At 68.3% G+C, this 17773-nt stretch carries 17 protein-coding genes; 6 read left to right on the top strand and 11 right to left on the bottom strand.

The window, feature by feature from the left end; translation table 11 throughout:
* Window positions 1-116 precede the first annotated feature (116 nt).
* Window positions 117-722 (bottom strand): hypothetical protein, encoded by a 606-nt coding sequence (locus C457_RS01480; protein ID WP_008091304.1) that lies wholly within the window; start codon window positions 720-722, stop codon window positions 117-119.
* Between the two features lie 159 nt (window positions 723-881).
* On the opposite strand from C457_RS01480, the gene C457_RS01475 reads away from it, so the two are divergent.
* The 4 genes from C457_RS01475 to C457_RS01460 all read left to right on the top strand — a co-directional run bounded on the left by C457_RS01475 (window position 882) and on the right by C457_RS01460 (window position 5055).
* Window positions 882-1460, top strand: coding sequence for a biotin transporter BioY (locus C457_RS01475; protein WP_049913340.1), 579 nt, complete (start codon window positions 882-884; stop codon window positions 1458-1460).
* Entirely contained in the window at window positions 1461-2162 is a 702-nt protein-coding gene (locus C457_RS01470; protein ID WP_008091301.1) for an energy-coupling factor ABC transporter ATP-binding protein, read from the top strand. It abuts the gene before it with no gap.
* Window positions 2156-2860 (top strand): energy-coupling factor transporter transmembrane component T family protein, encoded by a 705-nt coding sequence (locus C457_RS01465; RefSeq protein ID WP_008091298.1) that lies wholly within the window; start codon window positions 2156-2158, stop codon window positions 2858-2860. Before C457_RS01470 ends, C457_RS01465 begins: the two co-directional genes overlap by 7 nt.
* Window positions 2861-2940: 80 nt before the next feature.
* Window positions 2941-5055 carry a (Fe-S)-binding protein gene (locus C457_RS01460; RefSeq protein ID WP_008091297.1) on the top strand — a complete coding sequence of 705 codons (2115 nt, stop codon included), beginning with the start codon at window positions 2941-2943 and terminating at the stop codon, window positions 5053-5055.
* Window positions 5056-5097: 42 nt separating this feature from the next.
* Here the strand turns inward: C457_RS01460 and C457_RS01455 are convergent, their stop codons facing one another.
* The 10 genes from C457_RS01455 to alaS all read right to left on the bottom strand — a co-directional run bounded on the left by C457_RS01455 (window position 5098) and on the right by alaS (window position 14767).
* Complete coding sequence (locus C457_RS01455; RefSeq protein ID WP_008091295.1) at window positions 5098-6060, bottom strand: L-lactate dehydrogenase; 963 nt, start codon at window positions 6058-6060, stop codon at window positions 5098-5100.
* A gap of 197 nt (window positions 6061-6257) precedes the next feature.
* Window positions 6258-6710, bottom strand: coding sequence for a ferritin-like domain-containing protein (locus tag C457_RS01450; protein WP_008091293.1), 453 nt, complete (start codon window positions 6708-6710; stop codon window positions 6258-6260).
* A gap of 122 nt (window positions 6711-6832) precedes the next feature.
* Window positions 6833-7207: a VOC family protein gene (locus C457_RS01445; protein ID WP_004973805.1), complete on the bottom strand. Its 375-nt coding sequence runs from the start codon at window positions 7205-7207 to the stop codon at window positions 6833-6835.
* A gap of 44 nt (window positions 7208-7251) precedes the next feature.
* Window positions 7252-7575, bottom strand: a complete 324-nt coding sequence (locus tag C457_RS01440; RefSeq protein WP_008091289.1) for a 4Fe-4S dicluster domain-containing protein — start codon at window positions 7573-7575, stop codon at window positions 7252-7254.
* Window positions 7576-7689: 114 nt separating this feature from the next.
* A complete protein-coding gene (locus tag C457_RS01435; RefSeq protein ID WP_008091287.1) occupies window positions 7690-8391 on the bottom strand; it encodes a DUF7827 domain-containing protein in 702 nt (233 codons plus the stop codon).
* 162 nt (window positions 8392-8553) lie between these two features.
* Entirely contained in the window at window positions 8554-8844 is a 291-nt protein-coding gene (locus tag C457_RS01430; protein WP_008091285.1) for a DUF7853 family protein, read from the bottom strand.
* Window positions 8845-8952: 108 nt separating this feature from the next.
* Window positions 8953-10116, bottom strand: a complete 1164-nt coding sequence (locus C457_RS01425; RefSeq protein ID WP_008091283.1) for an acyl-CoA dehydrogenase family protein — start codon at window positions 10114-10116, stop codon at window positions 8953-8955.
* A 175-nt stretch (window positions 10117-10291) separates the two neighbouring features.
* Window positions 10292-11005 (bottom strand): type 1 glutamine amidotransferase, encoded by a 714-nt coding sequence (locus C457_RS01420; protein WP_008091281.1) that lies wholly within the window; start codon window positions 11003-11005, stop codon window positions 10292-10294.
* A 114-nt stretch (window positions 11006-11119) separates the two neighbouring features.
* Complete coding sequence (locus C457_RS01415) at window positions 11120-11896, bottom strand: alpha/beta fold hydrolase (RefSeq protein ID WP_008091279.1); 777 nt, start codon at window positions 11894-11896, stop codon at window positions 11120-11122.
* A 102-nt stretch (window positions 11897-11998) separates the two neighbouring features.
* Complete coding sequence (gene alaS, locus C457_RS01410; RefSeq protein ID WP_008091278.1) at window positions 11999-14767, bottom strand: alanine--tRNA ligase; 2769 nt, start codon at window positions 14765-14767, stop codon at window positions 11999-12001.
* Window positions 14768-14889: 122 nt separating this feature from the next.
* Between alaS and C457_RS01405 the strand changes: the two genes are divergently transcribed.
* Window positions 14890-15375, top strand: coding sequence for a TspO/MBR family protein (locus tag C457_RS01405; RefSeq protein WP_008091276.1), 486 nt, complete (start codon window positions 14890-14892; stop codon window positions 15373-15375).
* Window positions 15376-15522: 147 nt separating this feature from the next.
* Complete coding sequence (locus tag C457_RS01400) at window positions 15523-17772, top strand: GAF domain-containing protein (RefSeq protein ID WP_239640730.1); 2250 nt, start codon at window positions 15523-15525, stop codon at window positions 17770-17772.
* Window position 17773 lies beyond the last annotated feature (1 nt).

Below are 17773 nucleotides of genomic sequence, written 5' to 3'. Positions count from 1 at the left end.
CAAGGGTATGTCCCCAATCGGTTAAGAACCTTCGTCGTTCGGCCGACCCTCCGTCGTCCCGACGGGTCGGCCGCGCGCCGGGACTCGCGCGGCCCGAGGGGTCACAGCGGCCGCCGCTACAGCGACACGTCGGTCTCGATGTCCTCGGTCGCCTCGCGAAGTCCGTCGCGGCGGGCGTCCTCGGCCATCCGATTCGAGAGGTCGTCGTCGGTCAACAGCTCCGCGAAATCGTCGCGGAAGCGGTAGTTGGCCCGGCTCGAGCGGATGTCCGCCTCGGCGACGGGGCGGCACTCGGCGACGACTTCGACGGGTACGTCGAGCGTCTCGGCGATAGTCTCGTCGTCCGCGCCGTCGACGAGCAGGTTGTCGAAGCGGTCGGCGTCGAACGGGAACTCGCGGTCGGCGTCGCGGACGAGGTGGAGGTCGAACCGGGCGGTGCGGACCGCCTCGGGCGACGCGTCGAGTTCGACCGCGAGGTCGGCGTCCGCGTCGCCGTCGAAGTAGCCGACGACGAGCGCGACGAGCGCATCGTCGTCGAAGTCGGCGTCGAACGCGTAGCGCTCGCGCATCGTCGCCACGGTGTTGCGGACGCGCTCGCGGACCGCTTCGGGGTCGTCCACGTCGGCGAGCGACCCGCGCGACTCGGACTGCTGTTCGGTCACGGTGTCCGACCCAGTCGCCTCGATGAAGATGTCGCGAAGCTCGGCGGTCTTTTCGTCCATACCCGGAGAATGGCACGCCCAGCGTCTTTAATGATGCTGACCCGGGAGCCGCCAAGCGCCGGGAGACGACTCGAATCGGCCGACGAGACCGAGGGCCGACCCCGCCCACGCACTCTGTAAACCGATAAGTTAAACAGGGTTTACGAGACAGCGATGGACATGGCAACCGAACACGAGTCAGTCGAACTCGTCGGCGACGAACTCGTCGGCAACATCGCCCGCGCCGCCCTGTTCGCGGCGCTCATGGGCGCGGGCAGTTACGTTTCGTTCCCGAACCCCGTCTCGCCGATTCCGGTGACGATGCAGGTGCTCGTCGTCTTCCTCGCGGGCATCTTCCTCGGCCCCGTCTGGGGCGGCGGCTCCATCGCGCTCTACCTCGCGGCCGGCGGCCTCGGCGCGCCGGTGTTCGCCGGCGGCTCGGCCGGGCTCGCGCCGCTCATCGGCCCGACCGCGGGCTACCTCTGGGCGTACCCGGTCGCCGCGGTCATCGTCGGCCTCGTCGTCCACGGCAGCGTCGACATCGGCGACTACCGCGTGAGCACCGGTCGCCTCGTCGGCGCGATGGTCGCGGGCACCGTCGTCGTCTACGCCTTCGGGACGCTCGGCTTCGCGTACGTCCAGAGCGTCGGCCTCGAATCCGCCTTCTGGACGGCCTCCGCCGCGTTCATCCCCGCCGAGGCGTTCAAAATCGCCGCCGCGGTCGGCATCGTCCGCTCCGACGCCATCGCCGCCCAGTAGATGATTCGCGTCGACGGCCTCGTCCACCGGTACGGCGGCACTATCGCGGTCGACGGGGTCGACCTCGCCATCGACGACGGAGAGTGCGTCATCGTCGCGGGCGCGAACGGCTCCGGCAAGACCACGCTCGTCCGGCACTTCAACGGTCTGCTCGACCCCGACGAGGGCGCGGTCTCGGTCAACGGCCGCTCCATCTCGGACCACCTCGTCGCCGCCCGAACCGCGGTGGCGATGGTGTTCCAGCACCCCGAGGACCAACTCGTCGCCGCGACCGTCGGGGCTGACGTGGCGTTCGGCCCGGAGAACCTCGGGCTCGACCGCGACGAAATCGACCGTCGCGTCCGCGAGTCGCTCGCCGCGGTCAACCTCGACGGCCGAGAGGACGAGCGCGTCGACGCCCTCTCCGGCGGCGAGGTCGAACGCCTCGCCATCGCCGGCGCGCTGGCGATGCGACCCGACCACCTCGTCTTGGACGAACCGTTCACCGGCCTCGACGAACCCGCGCGGCGCTCCGTGCTCGCGCGCCTCCGCGACCTCCGCGCCGCGGGGACGAGCCTCGTCGTCGTCACCCACGACCTGCGCGACGTGGCCGAACTGGCCGACCGCGTGGTCGTTCTCGCCGACGGCGACGTCGCCCTCGACGCCGCGCCCGACGAGGCCGCAGACCGCCTCCCCGACCTCGACGTCCGCCCGCCGTGTTGACCTACGAACCGGGCGACAGCCTCGCCCACCGACTCGACCCGCGGACCAAGCTCGGGGTGCAGGTCGCCTTCGCGGCGGCCGGCTTCGCGCACACGACGCCCGTCGGGCTCGTCGCCCTCGGCGTCGTCGCCGCGGGCTGTCTCCGCGCCGCCGACACCTCGCCGGTGTCCGCCCTCAGCGACCTCCGCTACGCGATTCCGTTCCTCGCGCTCGGTCCGGTCGTCGAGGCCGCCCGCCTCGGCGCGCCGTGGTTCGACCCCGAGGCGGCCGTGGACCCGGCGCTCGCCAGCGTCCGCGTGCTGCTCGTCTTCTTCGTCGCGGCGGCGTACGTCAGGACGACGCCCGTGCGCGAGTCCCGCGCGGCGATTCAGCGGCTCGTCCCGGGTCGCGTCGGCGTCGCGCTCGGCGTCGGCGTCGCCCTCGTCTTCCGGTTTCTTCCCTTGGTCCGCCGCGACCTGCTCCGCGTCCGCGAGGCGCAGGCGGCCCGCCTCGGGAGCGAGCGACGGCTGGACGAGCGGCTCTCGCTCGTCGCCGCCGGCGGCCTCCGGCGGTCGTTCGCGCGGGCCGACGCGCTCGCGCTCGCCCTCCGCGCGCGGTGTTTCGCCTGGAACCCGACGCTCCCGGAGATTCGGTTCGGCCGGCGCGACGCGCCCGGGCTCGTCCTCGCCGTCGCGCTCCTCGCCAGCCTTGCGCTCTGAGGTCCCCGGGGCGCTCGTAATCCGCCGACCGACACGCCTCGGGTGGCAAGATTTAACCCTCCGTTCTCCGGTGATTGATTATGGACTTTGCGGCACAGGCGGATGTTACGCGAGAGACGTTCTGGACGATTAGTCCGGTCGGCGAGGCGCTCTTCTACGGCCTCGCCGCCATCGCGTCGCTCGTCTTCCTCTACGGGGTGTACGAGCGGTTCGCTCGATACGCGCGGGGTGGTGAAGACCCGTTCGACCGGCTGTCCGACCTGCCGGGACGGACGGTCCGGGCGGCGAAAGTGGTGTTCTCCAACGAGAAGCAGTTCAAGCGCGACCGGTTCGCCGGCGTGATGCACGCCTTCATCATGTGGGGCTTCCTGACGCTCCTCATCGGGACGACCATCCTCGCCATCGACATCGACGTGTGGCGGCGGGTGACTGGCAGTTCCTTCTTCGTCGGCGACTTCTACCTCTCGTACTCGTTCGTCATGGACCTCATGGGCCTGTTGTTCGTCGTCGGCGTCGGGATGGCGCTGTGGCGGCGCTACGGGGTCCGACACCCGCGGCTGTGGGGTAAACACACCGGCTTCGAGGACGCCGCGTTCGTCTGGACGCTGTTTCTCCTCGGCGTCGGCGGCTACGTCCTCGAAGGCATCCGCATCGTCGGTACGGAGTTCCCCGAGTTCGAGACGGTGAGCTTCGTCGGCTACTTCGTCGCCCTCGTGTTCGACGCGGGGGGCATGAGCCAGGGCCTCGCACAGACGCTCTACTGGTTCGGCTGGTGGTCCCACGCGCTCCTCGCCTTGGCGTTCGTCGCCGCCGTCCCCTACGCCAAGCCCCTGCACATGCTCACCTCCTTCGCCAACATCGTCACCGCAGACGAGAAGGCGGGCACGCGCCTCCCGAAGGTGCCGGCCGACACGCCGCCGGACGAAATCGGCTACGTCTCCGAGGACGACTTCTCGTGGAAGGCGATGCTCGACATGGACGCCTGCACGAAGTGCGGCCGCTGTACCGACGCCTGCCCGGCGGAGGCCTCCGGCCGCAACCTCGACCCGCGGGACGTGATTCTCGACTTGAAGACCTACCGCGAGTCGGTCGACGCCGGCGGCGACTCCATCGACATCGTCGCGGACGGCGGCACCTCCGTCGTCGACGCCGAATCGATGGAGTCCTGCATGGCCTGCATGGCCTGCATGGACGCCTGTCCGGTCGATATCGAGCACCTGACGCACTTCACCGAGATGAACCGCCGGCTCACCGAGACGGGCCAACAGCAAGAGCCGGTACAGGAGGCGATGATGAACATCTTCCAGAACGGCAACGCCTTCGGCGACCCTCAGCGCAAGCGGCCCGACTGGACTGACGACCTCGACTTCGAGGTTCCCGACGCCCGCGACGAATCGGTCGAATTCCTCTGGTACGTCGGCGACTACCCCTCCTACGACGAGCGCAACCGCGCCGTCGCCCGCTCGGTGGCCCGCATCTTCGAGGAAGCGGGCGTCTCCTACGGCATCCTCTACGAGGACGAACAGCACGACGGCAACGACGTGCGCCGCGTCGGCGAGGAGGGCCTCTACGAGATGCTCGTCGAGGACAACGTCGCCGCGATGGCCGACTGCGACTTCGACAAAATCGTCTGCACCGACCCGCACTCGTACAACACGTTCAAAAACGAGTACCCGGAGATGGACGACTCGTTCGACTACCCGGTGTACCACTACACCCAACTGGTCGAACGCCTCGTCGGCGACGACCGCCTCGGCCTCGCGGGCGACGAACTCGCCGCCCAGACGGTGACGTACCACGACCCGTGTCACCTCGGACGCTACAACGGCGAGTACGAAGCGCCCCGCGAGGTCATCCGCGCGACCGGCGTCGAACTCGCCGAGATGCCGCGCAACCGTGACCAGTCGTTCTGCTGCGGCGGCGGCGGCGGCGGTCTCTGGATGGACCACGAAGAGGAGTCGAAGCCGTCCGAAGAGCGCCTGCGCGAGGCGCTCGACGACACGACCGGCGGCGTCGAGCGCTTCGTCGTCGCCTGCCCGATGTGCGCGACGATGTACGAAGACGGCCGCAAGACCGGGAGCTACGAGGACGATATCGACATCGTGGACATCTCCGAACTCGTCGTGGAGGCGCTCAACGCGAAGGCCGCCGCGACGGGGGCGAACGCGGACACGACGCCCGCGTCGGCCGACTGAGCCGGCGGCGCGGCTGTTCCGTTTGCTTCGCTTCTTTCGCTTCTATTCTACGTCCAAGCGGTCGATGGACTCGCGGATGACGCTCGCCGACTCCCGGAGCGCCGCCGTCTCGGCCGCAGAGAGGTCGAACTCGTGAACGTCGCGGACGCCGCCTTGGTTGACGGTACACGGGAGGCTCATGTAGACGTCGTCGATGCCGTGTTCGCCCGAGACGAGCGTCGAGACGGTGAGGATGGAGTTGTCGCCGCCGAGGATGCGCTCCGTGGTCGCGGCCACCGAGCGCGCGACGCCGTAGTTCGTCCGCTCCTTGCGCTCGATGATTTCGTAGGCGGCCTCGCGGACCTCCTCTTCGACGCGGGCTTTGAGCGCGTCGACGTCGCCGACGCCGTGACGGGTGGCGTACGACTCGAACGGGATGCCGCCGAGGTTCGCCGAACTCCAGACGAGAACCTCGCTGTCGCCGTGCTCGCCGACGACGTACGCGTGGACGTTCGCCGGGTCAAGGTCGAACTCGCGGCTGAGCGAGTGGCGGAACCGCGACGTGTCGAGGACGGTTCCGGAGCCGATGACGCGCTCGGCCGGCAGGTCCGACACCTTCCACGTGACGTACGAGAGCACGTCCACGGGGTTGGTGACGATGAGCATCACGGCGTCGTCGTTCAACCCCTCCGTAATCTGCGGAATCATGTCGGCGAAGATGTCGGCGTTCCGCTCCATCAGGTCGAGGCGGGTCTCGTCCGGTTTCTGGCTGGCACCGGCGGTGACGATGACCACGTCGGCGTCCCAGCAGTCCTCGTAGTCGCCCGTCCGGACGCGGACCGGCGACGTGAAGTACGAGCCGTGGTTGAGGTCCATCGCCTCGCCCTCGACGCGCTCTTTGGCGACGTCGACGAGGACGATTTCGCCGACGAGACTGCTCTCCATCAGCGCGAACGCCGTGCTCGACCCGACTGCGCCGGCACCCCCGACGATTGCGACCGTTCCCTTGCCGCGTTCAGTGCTCATACCCGTCGTTCGAGCGACCGGTGGATAAAAGCAAAGCCCCGTTTCGAAGAACTGGGAGTACTACTTTTGTAACAGATGATAATTTGTTAGATATTTCTCCGTTCCGGCGCGTTTTTTGAAATGAAGAACTTCGGAGTCGTAGGTTCCGCAGGCAGTACACCGAACGTCGCGAGCGCGGCCGGCCGCCGCGTGCGGGGTTACTCGCGGTCGTACTCTTTCTTGAAGCCGCGGAACTCGGTCCGGTGGGCCTCCTCGTCGGCGAGGATGGTCACGGCGAGGTCCTCGGTGACGGGGTCGTTGGCCTCCTCCGCCGCGTCGATGAGCGCGCGGTAGGTCTCGATTGCATCCTCCTCGGCGGTGAGGACGCCGTTGATGACGGCGAGCACGTCCGTGCTGTCCTCCGGCGGCTGGAGGTCGTGCTGGCGCGCCTCGAAGGTCGCCGAGCCCGGCGGCTGCTCGTCGAGTTGCTTCAGCCGGTTCCCGAGCTGCTCCGCGTGGGTGAGTTCCTCCTGAATGTCAGTCTGGAGGGACTCCTTTATCTCCTCCGCCCGGACGCCGTCGAGGACGATGGAGTTCGTCATGTAGTTCATCACGGTCTCGGTCTCGTCCTGATAGGCGCGCTTCAACAGCGCGGTTACGTCCTCAGACATAGCGACTTCGTATTGACGCTCTGGCAACAAATACCTGTTCGCCGCGGCGAGCCCGTCGGGTGAGTGAAGCGTCGGCGTCGGCGAAAATCAGCGGCCGAGGCGAGTCGGTACCGCGGGTGAGTTCAGTCTTCGATGGAGACGATTTCGACGACGTAGCCGTCGGGGTCCTTCACGAACGCCGCGCGGGCGTTCACCGGGTCGATGTCCACCGGCGGTTTCACGATGTCGGGCGACTGCGCCTCGACGATGTCCTCGAAGGCGCGGTCGGCGTCCGCGACCTCGACGGCGACGTGGTCGATGCCGGCGGGTTCGACGCGCGCCGACGAGGTCGGGTCGTACTTGAACTGCAGTTCCATGTCGGTGTCGTCGCTGCCGACGTAGACGTTCCGGACGCCGTCGAGTTCGAACTCGTTGGTCTGTTCGAGACCGAGGTCGGCGTAGAAGTCGAGCGTGGCGTCGATGTCCGAGACGACGAGGGCGGTGTGGATGAGTCCCATGGCCGACGCGACGCGGCGGGGAGAGATAACGTCTGGTCTTCGTGTCAGGCCTGCCGCGAGGCGTCCACGTCGATGGCGTCGACGGGACAGATGTCGACACAGAGCATGCAGTCGATACACTGGTCTTCGTTCGTCGGTTCGACCTTCCGCTCGCTCACCGGGTGGTCGGGCGTGTCGACCCACGTGAACACGTCCACGGGGCAGTTTTCGAGGCACGCGCCGTCCGCGAGACAGATGTCGTAGTCGACGGCGACGTGGGTGCCGTGGATGCCGAGTTTCTCCGGCGGCTCGACGGGGCCCCAGACGGCGACGCCGTTTTCCTCGCCCGCTCGTTCCCGGTTCTGGTCGAAGTTCGAGTCGATAGCCATTGCCGGGCGTTGGCCGTACCGCGTACTAAAACGTCCGCATCGCCGACGCGAAAAATCGGGGACGGAGTCGAGTTCGAGGGTGGTTTCGGAGTCGGTGCTGAGCACCGGAGAGCGTCAGCGACGAACCGCGAGGAACGCGGCCGCGAGGAGCGCCACCACGGCGAGCACGGCGCTGAAACCGGGGATGCCGGTGTCGCTGGTACCGGTCGTCTCGGTCGTCGCCGAGGCCGACGCGTTCGTCGTCGTCGTCTCGGTCGTCTCGTCCGCCGTTGTGGTCGTCTCGGTGTCGGTCGGCTCGGTCGTCTCGGTCGTCTCGGTCGTCTCCGCCGCCTGGAGCGAGAGCGTCGCCGTGTCAGTCGAGTTGTTCGCCGGGCCGAGCGCGAGCGAGTAGTCGCCCGCGTCGAGCGTCGCCGGGAGCGCCTCGGTCGTCTGCGTCGCGTTCACCGAGTCGTTGCCGGCGGCGGTGAGGTACGACGAGGCGTTCGCCTGTCCCGCCGTCGAGGTGTTCAGTTCGAGGGTGACGTTGCCGTCGCGGTTCTCGTCGACTACCGTCGCGTTGACGGCGAAGTTCACGTCCTCGCCGCCGATGCGGAGGGGGACGGTGTTGTTCTCGCCGGCCAGCGCCGCGGACGTGTTGTTCGCGTCCGACGCGCCGGAGAGCGTGATGGAGACCACCTCACCCTGTTCGGCCGTGTACGCGTCGTCTGTGAACTCGTAGTGGCCCGAGGCGGCGGCCGCGGGCATCACCGCCGCCGCGAGGACGGCGGCGACGAGGAGGGTCGTCGTCAGTAGCGCGGATCGGTTGGAGGATCGCATCGACCGCCTCAATTCAGAGGCCGGATAAGTTATTTTCCATATCGTAATGTCAAACGATAATTGGTATCGCGCGGGACGGGAGGACGGTGAGACGCGAGCGCGGCCGCTCGGGGCCTCGGTGGAATCGAAAGGAAGTCAGCGGGCCGGACGTCCGTCGGGCGACTACGCCCGCGCGGCCTCGATGTGCTCGAGAACGCGCGAGATGTGGTGGTCGTCCCGAGCGGGCGCCTGTTTCCGATAGGTTCGGAGGGCGTCTACGAGATAGTCGAGTTCGGCGCTGTCGAAATCTTCGTCGCCGGCCTCGACCCGCGCGAGCAGGCTTGGGGCCGGCGTCGGCTCTTCGTCTGCATCGACCGCCCGCTCGATGGCGTCGAGCAAGGCGGCGTGGACGACCCACGTCTCTTCACGAGAGAGGTCGAGCGCCGTCGGACGGTCCTGGGCCGATGTGGTCATTGTGGGGCCTCTATCGTAACCTATGGGCGGGAAGATATAAATGTATGTGTACTGTTGTCATGAGTCACGCACAACAGCGAAAGCCACGGGGGCGTCCGCTCCCGAGCCCTAGTGGAATGCTTCGATTCCCGTCAGGTCCGCGCCGAGGACGAGCGTGTGGATGTCGTCGGTCCCCTCGTAGGTGTAGACGGTCTCGATGTTCTCCATGTGGCGCATCGGCGAGTAGTCGGTCGTGATGCCGTTGCCGCCGAGCATCTCGCGGGCGGTTCGGGTCACCTCGCGGGCGACGCGGACGTTGTGTCGCTTCGCCATCGACACCTGCTGGTGTCGCAGGTCGCCGCGCTCTTTGAGGTCGGCGAGGCGATGGGCCATCAACTGCGCGTTCGTGATTTGGGTCGCCATCTCGGCGAGTTTGCCCTGCTGGAGTTGGAACCGCGCGATTGGCCCGCCGAACTGGTCTCGGTCCTTCGCGTACTGGCGGGCGTCCTCGAAGGCGTCGCGGGCCGCGCCGACGACGCCCCACGCGATGCCGAACCGCGCCTGCGTGAGACACGAAAGCGGCCCCTTCATCCCCTCGACGCCGGGGAGCACGTCCTCCTCGGGAACGCGCACGTCGTCGAGGCCGATTTCGCCCGTGACCGACGCGCGCATCGAGAGTTTGCCCTCGATTTTGTTCGTCGTCACGCCGTCTCGGTCGGTCTCGACGAGGAACCCGCGGACCGGCGACCCCTCCGCCGACACGTCGCGCGCCCAGACGACCGCCACGTCCGCGATGGGCGAGTTCGTAATCCACGTCTTCGAGCCGTTGAGGACGTAGCCGTCGGCGTCGCGCTCGGCGCGGGTTTCCATCCCCGACGGGTCCGAGCCGTGTTGCGGTTCAGTCAGGCCGAAACAGCCGACCGCCTCGCCCGACCCGAGTTTCGGGAGCCACCGCTGTTTCTGCTCGTCGGAGCCGTAGGCGTGGATAGGGTAGATGACGAGCGAGCCCTGCACGCTCGCCATCGACCGGAGGCCGGAGTCGCCGGCTTCGAGCTCCTGCATCAGGAGGCCGTAGGCGCGCTCGCCGAGGCCGGGGAGACCGTAGCCGTCGAGGTTGGGCGCGTAGAAGCCGAGTTCGCCCATCTGCGGGATGAGTTCGGTCGGGAACGTCCCGGCCTCGTAGTGCTCGCCGATGTCGGGTTTGACCTGCTCGTCGACGAAGCGGCGGGCCTCGTCGCGGACGAGTTTCTCTTCGCCGGTCAGGTCGCCCTCCAATTCCAGATAATCGAGCATGATAGACCCTGCGCCCGGCGCGGTGAAAAGCGATTCGCTCGGTCGAGATTCGGGGAAGACGGACGACCGAAAAGTCGGTGACGAAAGCGGGGCAGGCGCGGCCCGGCAGCGAGAGGGGCACGACTCGACGGCGGCTCGGATGCGACTCGAAAACGGCTCGCGGCTGGCGGAACGCTCAGGCCGCCGATTCGACCGAACCCGCGTTCGTCCGGTTGACGTAGGTGACGAAGTTGTCGAACAGGCGCTTGGCCTCGCAGGCGGCGGCGTAGTTCTCCGGCGTGATGCCGTCGATGACCGACCGAAGCCGCTCGTCGGGGAGGAAGTCTTTCTGCCTCGCGATGGCCTCGGCGGTGTCGGTGTCGTACTCGGGGTGGAACTGGACGCCGAAGGCGTGGCTCCGGCGGAACGCGTGGACGCCGAACTCGTTTTGCGCGAGGAGTTCCGCGCCCGGCGGGAGTTCGCTCACCCGGTCGCCGTGGGAGGTGAAGACGGTGAAGCGCTCGCCGATGCCGGTGAGGATGTCGTCCTCGTCGTCGGCGCGGGTGCGCTCGATTTCGTTGTAGCCGAGTTCGAACTCGCCCATGTCCTCGACGGTGCCGCCGAGGGCCGCCGCGACGACCTGGTGACCGAAACAGACGCCCAAGAGAGGGAGGCCGCGCTCGTCGGCGTCGGCGACCCACGACACGAGGTTCCGAATCCACGCCTCGTCCCAGTAGACCGACGACGACGAGCCGGTGATGACGACGCCGTCGTAGTCGAAGTGGTCGGGGAGGCGGCCGTCGGTCACGTCGAACTCGACGAGGTCGGCGTCGAGTTCGCGCCTGAAGTTTCGGAACGTGCTCGAATCGCCGTGGGAGGCGTCCAAGAACGCGAGTCGCGGGCGGGTCATCGTGGAGAGACAGTCGGTGCGGCTCTAAAGAAGTTGCGCCCGGAACGCTCTCTGCCGGCACCTGGGACGGGGCGCGTCGGCGACGAATCCGGAGCGAACGCGACGGAGCGTCGCTCAGTCGTCGTCGAGCGATTCGAGAAAGGAGACGAGCGCGTCGTTGACGAGCCGCGACCGCTCGACGGTGACGAGGTGGCGCGCGCCCGCGAACGACTCGAACTCGCCGCGCGGGAGTCCCTCGGCCAGCGCGCGGCCCCCCTCGACCGGCCAGACCGGGTCGTCGTCGCCGTGGAGAACGAGCGTCGGAACCGTCACCTCGTAGAGCGGACCGGCGTCGTAGTCGGCGACGGCGGCGGCCTGCGCGGCCCACGCCTCGGGGTCGGCGTCTTCCCGTTCGCGCCACGAGACGAGTTGGTCGACCACGTCCGGCTGTTCCGCCCGGAACTCCTCGGAGAGCGCCGGCGCGAGCGACTCGCGGAGCGCCGCTGGGACGTCGGGCGCGGCCGAGAGCGGTTCGGGGTCGATACCGTCTCCCGAGGCGGCGGTGCCGACGAGGACGAGGCTCCGAACGCGGTTCGTCGTCCGCGCGGCCTCCAGCGCGACCAACCCGCCGAGGCCGAACCCGACGAGGTGAGCCTTCCTGACGTTCGCGTCCGCGAGGACGGCGACGAGGTCGGAGACGAGCGTCTCGACCGAGTACGGCCCCGCGGGCGCGTCGGAGCGGCCGGCCCCGCGGAGGTCGGTCACGAGGCTCTCGTAGGGGCCGGCGACGGCGGCGTGCTGCCAGCCCCACTGCCACGCGCCGTAGCCCGCGTCGCCGACGAAGGCGACCGTCTCGCCGTCGCCCTCGCTGTCGTAGTACAGTTCGACCCCGTCCGCGACTGCCGTGGGCATACCGGGGGCTCGGCGGGCGAGCGACTTAGGGCGTCCGTCTCGCGGACGCGGGGTAAGCGGGAACGAAAGCGAACGCGAACCCGGGCCGGTCGCGCGACCGACTCAGGCGTTCAAAACCGCGCGGAGCACGTCGGGAGCCTCGTCGAGCGCGTCGTCGAGCGCGTCCACGTCGGGGCCGCCGCCCTGCGCGAAGTCCGCGGGGCCGCCGCCGCCGCCGCCGACCTTCCCGGCGAGTTGGCCGACGACCTGCCCGGCGTTGACACCGACGCCGTCGGGAACGCCGACGACGAACTGGGCGCTCCCGCCCGCGGCGGAGCCGAGGACGGCGACTTTGCCCTCCTCGACCAGCGCGTTCGCGGTCGCGCGGAGTTCGTCCGCGTCGCCGTCGAGGCGCTGGACGACGGCGGGCGTGCCGTCGATGTCGATTTCGTCGGCCCCCGCCGCGGCGCGCGCCTCGGCGAGTTCCGTCTTCAGGCGGTCGATGGTCTTGCCGCGCTCTTTCCACTCGGTGAAGAAGCGCTCTGCCGTCTCGGGCACGTCCGCGGGGTTCACGTCGAGCACGTCGGCCGCGCCGTACAGCGCGTCCTCGGTGCGCTGGGTGGCCTCGATGGCCGCGTCGCCCGCCGCGAAGACGACGCGCTCGACGCCGTCCTGAACGGGCTCCGTCGTCAGCACCTTGATGGCCCCGATGTCGCCGGTGCGCTTGACGTGGGTGCCGCCGCAGGCCTGCACGTCGGTGCCGACGTGGATGAGGCGAATCTGCTCGCCCGGCGGGATACCGCCCTGATAGAGGTCGAAACCGTACTTCTTCTCGGCGTCGCGGCGGTCCGGCCACTCCTGTTTGACCGGGATGTTCCGCATCACGAGTTCGTTGGCGACGCGCTCTATCTGCGTGACCTCCTCGCGGGTGATGCGCTCGTAGTGGGTCACGTCGAGCCGCGAGCGGTCGACGCCCTTCGACGCGCCGGCCTGCCGGATGTGGTCGCCGAGGACCGTCCGGATGGCGTGGCCGATGACGTGGGTCGCCGTGTGGTGGCGCATGAGCCGACGGCGGCGTTCGGCGTCGAGTTGGCCGCGGACGAACTCGCCCTTGCCGGGGTCGTCGTCGGTGCGGTGGAGCACCACATCGCCCGCTATCTGCACGTCGGTCACCTCGACCGTCGCGTCGTCGGTGGCGAGCGAGCCGTGGTCGGCGGGCTGGCCGCCGCCTTCGGGGTAGAACATCGTCTGGTCGAGGACCACGTCGTAGCCCTCCTCGCGCTCGAACACGTCGAGGACGACGGCCTCGAACTCGGTGCGCTCCTGGTCGTCGTAGTAGAGCTTGTCCGTCGCCGGCAGGTCGCCGAGGCGGTCGTCGCGCTCCACGGCCTCGTCCTCGCCGTCGACCTGCTCGTGGCGGTCGGCGACGAGCGAGTAGAAGTCGTCGGGGATGTCGACGGTCGCGCCGCGCTCCTCGGCGATTTCCTGCACCATGTCGGGCTGGATGCCGTGGGAGTCGTACAGCTCGATGAGTTCGTCGAGCGGTATCGGCTCGTCCTTGTCGGCGTACTCGTCGGCGAGCTGCTGGACCTTGCGGGAGCCGCGTTCGAGCGTCTTTCTGTACTTGCGCTCCTCGCTGCGGACGATGTCGCGGATGGTGTCGCGGTTCTGGTAGTCGAGGCGCTCGGCCTGCATGTCCACGAGTTCGTCGAGCGGGGCGTCCACGCCGAGGTTGTCCACGAGGCGCTTCGTGCGCCGGAGGACCATGCGGGCGAGGTAGCCCGTCCCGACGTTCGAGGGGACGATGCCGTCGCCGAACATGTACGCGAGGGTGCGACAGTGGTCCGCGATGGCGTAGATGTCTTCGAGCGGTCGGAGCAGGGCCGTGAGTTCGGCCTCGTCGACGCCGAGTTCGCCCGCGACTCCGGCGCGCGCGGTTGCGAGGTCGTCGATTTCGTCGATGTCGAGGTGGCCCGAGAGCTTCGCCGCGCGGTGGATGAGTTCCTCCTCCTCGTCGGTGTGTTCGATGCCGACGTTGTCCTTCAGGAACTCAATCATGTCGGGGTAGACGGCCTCGTACACCGTCGGCGTCCCCTGGGACACCCACGTCCACCGTTCGAGCCCGTAGCCGGTGTCGACGATGTAGGTGTCCATCGGCGAGTAGGTGTTGCCGTCCTTGAGTTCGTACTCGCCGTCCGGGTCCTGCTTCATCGACATGAAGACGAGGGTGGCGAGTTCGGCACCGCGGTAGAGGACTTCGAAGGCCGGTCCGGCGTTGCCGCCGCCGACCCACGGGTCCTCGATGTAGGTGATTTCGGAGATGTCCGCGCCGAGCGACTCGAAGAACTCGTCGCAGAGGCGGACCGTCTCGTCCTTCCAGTAGACTTCGCCCTCGTAGGCGTACTTGTCGCCGGCCTCCTCGCGGGCGTTGAACGCGTGGTGGGCCATCATCTCGAACGCCATCGTGTGGCGGCCGGTCTTGCCCACGTTGTCGATATCCTGCATCCGGATGCAGGGCTGGGAGACGGTCAACGGGTTGGCCGGCGGCGGCGTCTCGCCGGACGTGACGAGCGGCTGGAAGTCGTAGATAGATGCCTGCGTCAAGAGCACGTCGTCGCGCCAGCGGTTCGCGGCGACCGGGTAGGGGTCGATGCGCTCGTGGTCGTGTTCCTCGAAGAAAGAGAGGAACTTCTCGCGCATCTCTTCGAGAGTGTACTCCTCGTCGAAGCCGGGGTTGTCGATGAAGGTGTAGTCGTCGGCGGGCGGTTCACCGCAGGTCTCGCGGTCGGGGTCTCGTGTCCAGAAGTGGACGCCCGTCACGGGGCATTGCTTCCGGTAGAAGCCCTCCTCCTCGAAGTAGTCGAGGCGGTACTCCGCTTCGAGTTCGCTCATTGCCAAACTCTGGTCTACCGTCGGGTAAAACAGTTCCGGGAAATGGGCGCAGACGCCCGATTCCCCTCAATTTCGCCCGCACGGGCCGTGTCGTTCTTTTCCCTCCCGAACCAACGAGGAGTATGGAACTCGCCTCGCTCCGTCGGCGACCGGCGGTCGAACTGCTCGCGTGGGTGGTCCTCGCGCAACTCGCGGGCGCGGTAGGGAGCGTCTTCACCGCGACCGCCATCGGGTCGTGGTACGCGACGCTCGCCCGCCCGTGGTTCGCCCCGCCGAACTGGGTGTTCGGCCCGGTCTGGGTGACGCTGTTCGCCCTGATGGGCGTCGCCGCGTGGCTCGTCTCCCGGAGCGACCATCCCCGCCGCGAACGGGCACTCGCCGTCTTCGTCGGTCACCTCGTCGTCAACGTCGCGTGGTCCGCGGCGTTCTTCGGACTGCAGTCGCCCGCGCTCGGCCTCGCGGTCATCGCGGTCCTCATCCTCGCGATTCTGGCGACGATGCGCGAGTTCGACGCCGTCGACCGACGCGCCGCCGCGCTCCTCGTTCCCTATCTCCTGTGGACGTGCTTCGCCACCGTGCTCAACTACGGCTTCTGGTCGCTAAACTGAGCAGTCGACCGGGTGACTCCCGCCTCGACGCCGTGTATCGCCCACCTCGGCTCGTTCTTGGTGATTGGAAACATGCCGCAACGATTATATTTCTCGTTGTCGTTCGATAGGGAGACTGCCGTGCACGCGACGGAACCAACGGTTTTCGTGGACGACGACTTCGACGATATCGACCTCGGCGACGGGGTCACGGTGACGTCAACGAGTGACGAGAACGACCCGTCCGACGCCGCCTGCGCCGTCGTCACGGACCCCGACGCATCGGTTCCCGACGACGTGCCGACCATTCTGTACACCGACGTCCCGCCAGCGACTGTCGAGCGGCCCGAGCGGTTCGACGCCTACGTCAGCCGCGGCGACCGCTCCGGGCTCGAATCGCAGGTTCGATGGGTGCTCGCATCGACCACCGACAGAGACGCCGAGGAGGTGGCGCTGGCCCGAAACGACGCCGAGTGGGACCGGCTCAAGCGGCTCTACGAGGGGACGACGGACCTCATCACGGCCGGGACGGTCGAGGAACTCTACGAGCGCGCCATCGGCCTCACGGAGCACATCCTCGAGTTCGACAACACCTCGTTTTTCGTCCACGACGGGGACAGCTTCTACGTCGCCGCCAACAACGACGATATGGCCGGGACGGGGCCGATTCCCTCGGACACGGGCCTGCTCGGGGAGACGCACCGGACCAAACGCTCGTTTCTCGTGGACGACGTGCGCGACCACCCCGTGGCCGACCCCGACGACCCCGCGTACCGCTCGGCGGTGAGCGTCCCGCTGGGCGACGACGGCGTGTTTCAGGCCATCTCCAACGAGGTCGGCGCGTACGACGAGACCGACCTCACGCTGGCCGAACTCCTCGTGTCCTACGTCTCCGAGACGCGGAGCCGCATCGAGTCCGAGGCCGCGCTTCGACAGAGCCGCGAGCAGATAGAGCGGCTCCACCGGGGGGCCACCGAACTGGCCGCGGCGACGAGCCTCGACGAACTGTTCGAGCGGACCGTCGAAATCACGGACGACATCCTCGAGTTCGACATCAGCTACGTGGGCCTCGTCGAGGGCGACTACATCGTCCCGGCGGCCATCTCGTCCGACGCGCCGGCCGACGGCGCAGAGCGCGTCCCCCTCGACGACGGGGGCATCGCGGCCGAGGTGTACCTGTCGGGGGAGACGGACATCACCGACGACGTGCGCGACCACCCCGAGGCGCGGCCGGTCAAGCGGATGTACCGCGCGGTCCTGAGCGTCCCCATCGGGGACCTCGGCGTCTTTCAGGCGACGACGTTCACGCCCGGCGCGTTCGACGAGCGAGACGCCGAACTGACGGAACTCCTCATGGCGCACGTCGCGGTCACGGCCGAGCGCATCCGCGCGGAATCGCGGCTCCGGGAGGAACGCGACCGCTCGACTGCGCTGTTCGAGCACGTCTCCGACGCCGCCGTCGCCTACGACGTCGAGGGCGGCGCGGTCACCGTCCGCGACGTGAACCGGGCGTTCCAGTCGATTTTCGGCTACGACGCCGACGACGTGGTCGGAAGCGACCTGCTGGGGCGAATCGTCCCGCCGGAGCCCGACCCAGACCCGGTGCCCGAACCGAGGGCCGACGAAACCATCCCCGAACTCCTCGTCGCCGCCGGCGAGAGCTACCGCGGCGAGGTCCGCCGTCGGACCGACGGCGGCGTCCGCGAGTTCATCCTGAACGTCGTCCCGCTGTCGCCCGGCGAAGAGCGTGGGTCGGGGTACGCCATCTACACCGACATCACGGAGCGGAAGACCCGCGAAAGCGAGTTAGAGCGACAGAACGAGCGATTGGAGGAGTTCGCGAACATCGTGAGCCACGACCTTCGGAACCCGCTTTCGGTCGCCCGCGGGAACCTCGACCTCGCCCGCGAGACCGGCGCGGAGTCGCGGTTCGATACGGCCAAGCGGGCGCTCGAACAGATGGAGGAACTCATCGACGACCTGCTGTCGCTCGCCCGCCGCGGTCAACTGGTCGACGAGACGGAGCGCGTGGACCTCGGGGCGGTCGCCCGGCAGGCGTGGGCGACCACCGAGACCGAAGACGCCGAGTTACTCACCTGCCAGTCGGTCGTCGTCGACGCCGACGAGGACCGCCTCGCCGAACTGCTCGCCAACCTGTTTCGGAACGCGGTCGAACACGCCGGAAGCGACGTTCGCGTCGAGGTCGGCGGCGTCGACGGCGGCTTCTACGTCGAAGACGACGGCACCGGCATCGACCCCGAGCGCCGCGACGAGGTGTTCGAGCCCGGCGAGACGACCGGCGACGACGGCATCGGCTACGGGCTCGCAATCGTCGAATCCATCGCCGAGGCCCACGGCTGGTCGGCTATCGTGACGTCGGGGACGGCGGGCGGCGCGCGCTTCGAGTTCCGGGCGTGAG

Origin of the sequence: Haloferax prahovense DSM 18310 (assembly GCF_000336815.1) — an archaeon.
Classification (GTDB): domain Archaea; phylum Halobacteriota; class Halobacteria; order Halobacteriales; family Haloferacaceae; genus Haloferax; species Haloferax prahovense.
The sequence above is the reverse complement of the archived record's forward strand: the minus strand, read 5'-3'. Positions and strand labels throughout refer to the sequence as shown.

What these genes read in the sequence shown, in the direction of transcription:
- C457_RS01480 (WP_008091304.1), bottom strand. Translation starts at nt 722, where the DNA reads ATGGACGAAAAGACCGCCGAGCTTCGCGACATCTTCATCGAGGCGACT.
- C457_RS01475 (WP_049913340.1), top strand. Translation starts at nt 882, where the DNA reads ATGGCAACCGAACACGAGTCAGTCGAACTCGTCGGCGACGAACTCGTC.
- C457_RS01470 (WP_008091301.1), top strand. Translation starts at nt 1,461, where the DNA reads ATGATTCGCGTCGACGGCCTCGTCCACCGGTACGGCGGCACTATCGCG.
- C457_RS01460 (WP_008091297.1), top strand. Translation starts at nt 2,941, where the DNA reads ATGGACTTTGCGGCACAGGCGGATGTTACGCGAGAGACGTTCTGGACG.
- C457_RS01455 (WP_008091295.1), bottom strand. Translation starts at nt 6,060, where the DNA reads ATGAGCACTGAACGCGGCAAGGGAACGGTCGCAATCGTCGGGGGTGCC.
- C457_RS01450 (WP_008091293.1), bottom strand. Translation starts at nt 6,710, where the DNA reads ATGTCTGAGGACGTAACCGCGCTGTTGAAGCGCGCCTATCAGGACGAG.
- C457_RS01445 (WP_004973805.1), bottom strand. Translation starts at nt 7,207, where the DNA reads ATGGGACTCATCCACACCGCCCTCGTCGTCTCGGACATCGACGCCACG.
- C457_RS01440 (WP_008091289.1), bottom strand. Translation starts at nt 7,575, where the DNA reads ATGGCTATCGACTCGAACTTCGACCAGAACCGGGAACGAGCGGGCGAG.
- C457_RS01435 (WP_008091287.1), bottom strand. Translation starts at nt 8,391, where the DNA reads ATGCGATCCTCCAACCGATCCGCGCTACTGACGACGACCCTCCTCGTC.
- C457_RS01430 (WP_008091285.1), bottom strand. Translation starts at nt 8,844, where the DNA reads ATGACCACATCGGCCCAGGACCGTCCGACGGCGCTCGACCTCTCTCGT.
- C457_RS01425 (WP_008091283.1), bottom strand. Translation starts at nt 10,116, where the DNA reads ATGCTCGATTATCTGGAATTGGAGGGCGACCTGACCGGCGAAGAGAAA.
- C457_RS01420 (WP_008091281.1), bottom strand. Translation starts at nt 11,005, where the DNA reads ATGACCCGCCCGCGACTCGCGTTCTTGGACGCCTCCCACGGCGATTCG.
- C457_RS01415 (WP_008091279.1), bottom strand. Translation starts at nt 11,896, where the DNA reads ATGCCCACGGCAGTCGCGGACGGGGTCGAACTGTACTACGACAGCGAG.
- alaS (WP_008091278.1), bottom strand. Translation starts at nt 14,767, where the DNA reads ATGAGCGAACTCGAAGCGGAGTACCGCCTCGACTACTTCGAGGAGGAG.
- C457_RS01405 (WP_008091276.1), top strand. Translation starts at nt 14,890, where the DNA reads ATGGAACTCGCCTCGCTCCGTCGGCGACCGGCGGTCGAACTGCTCGCG.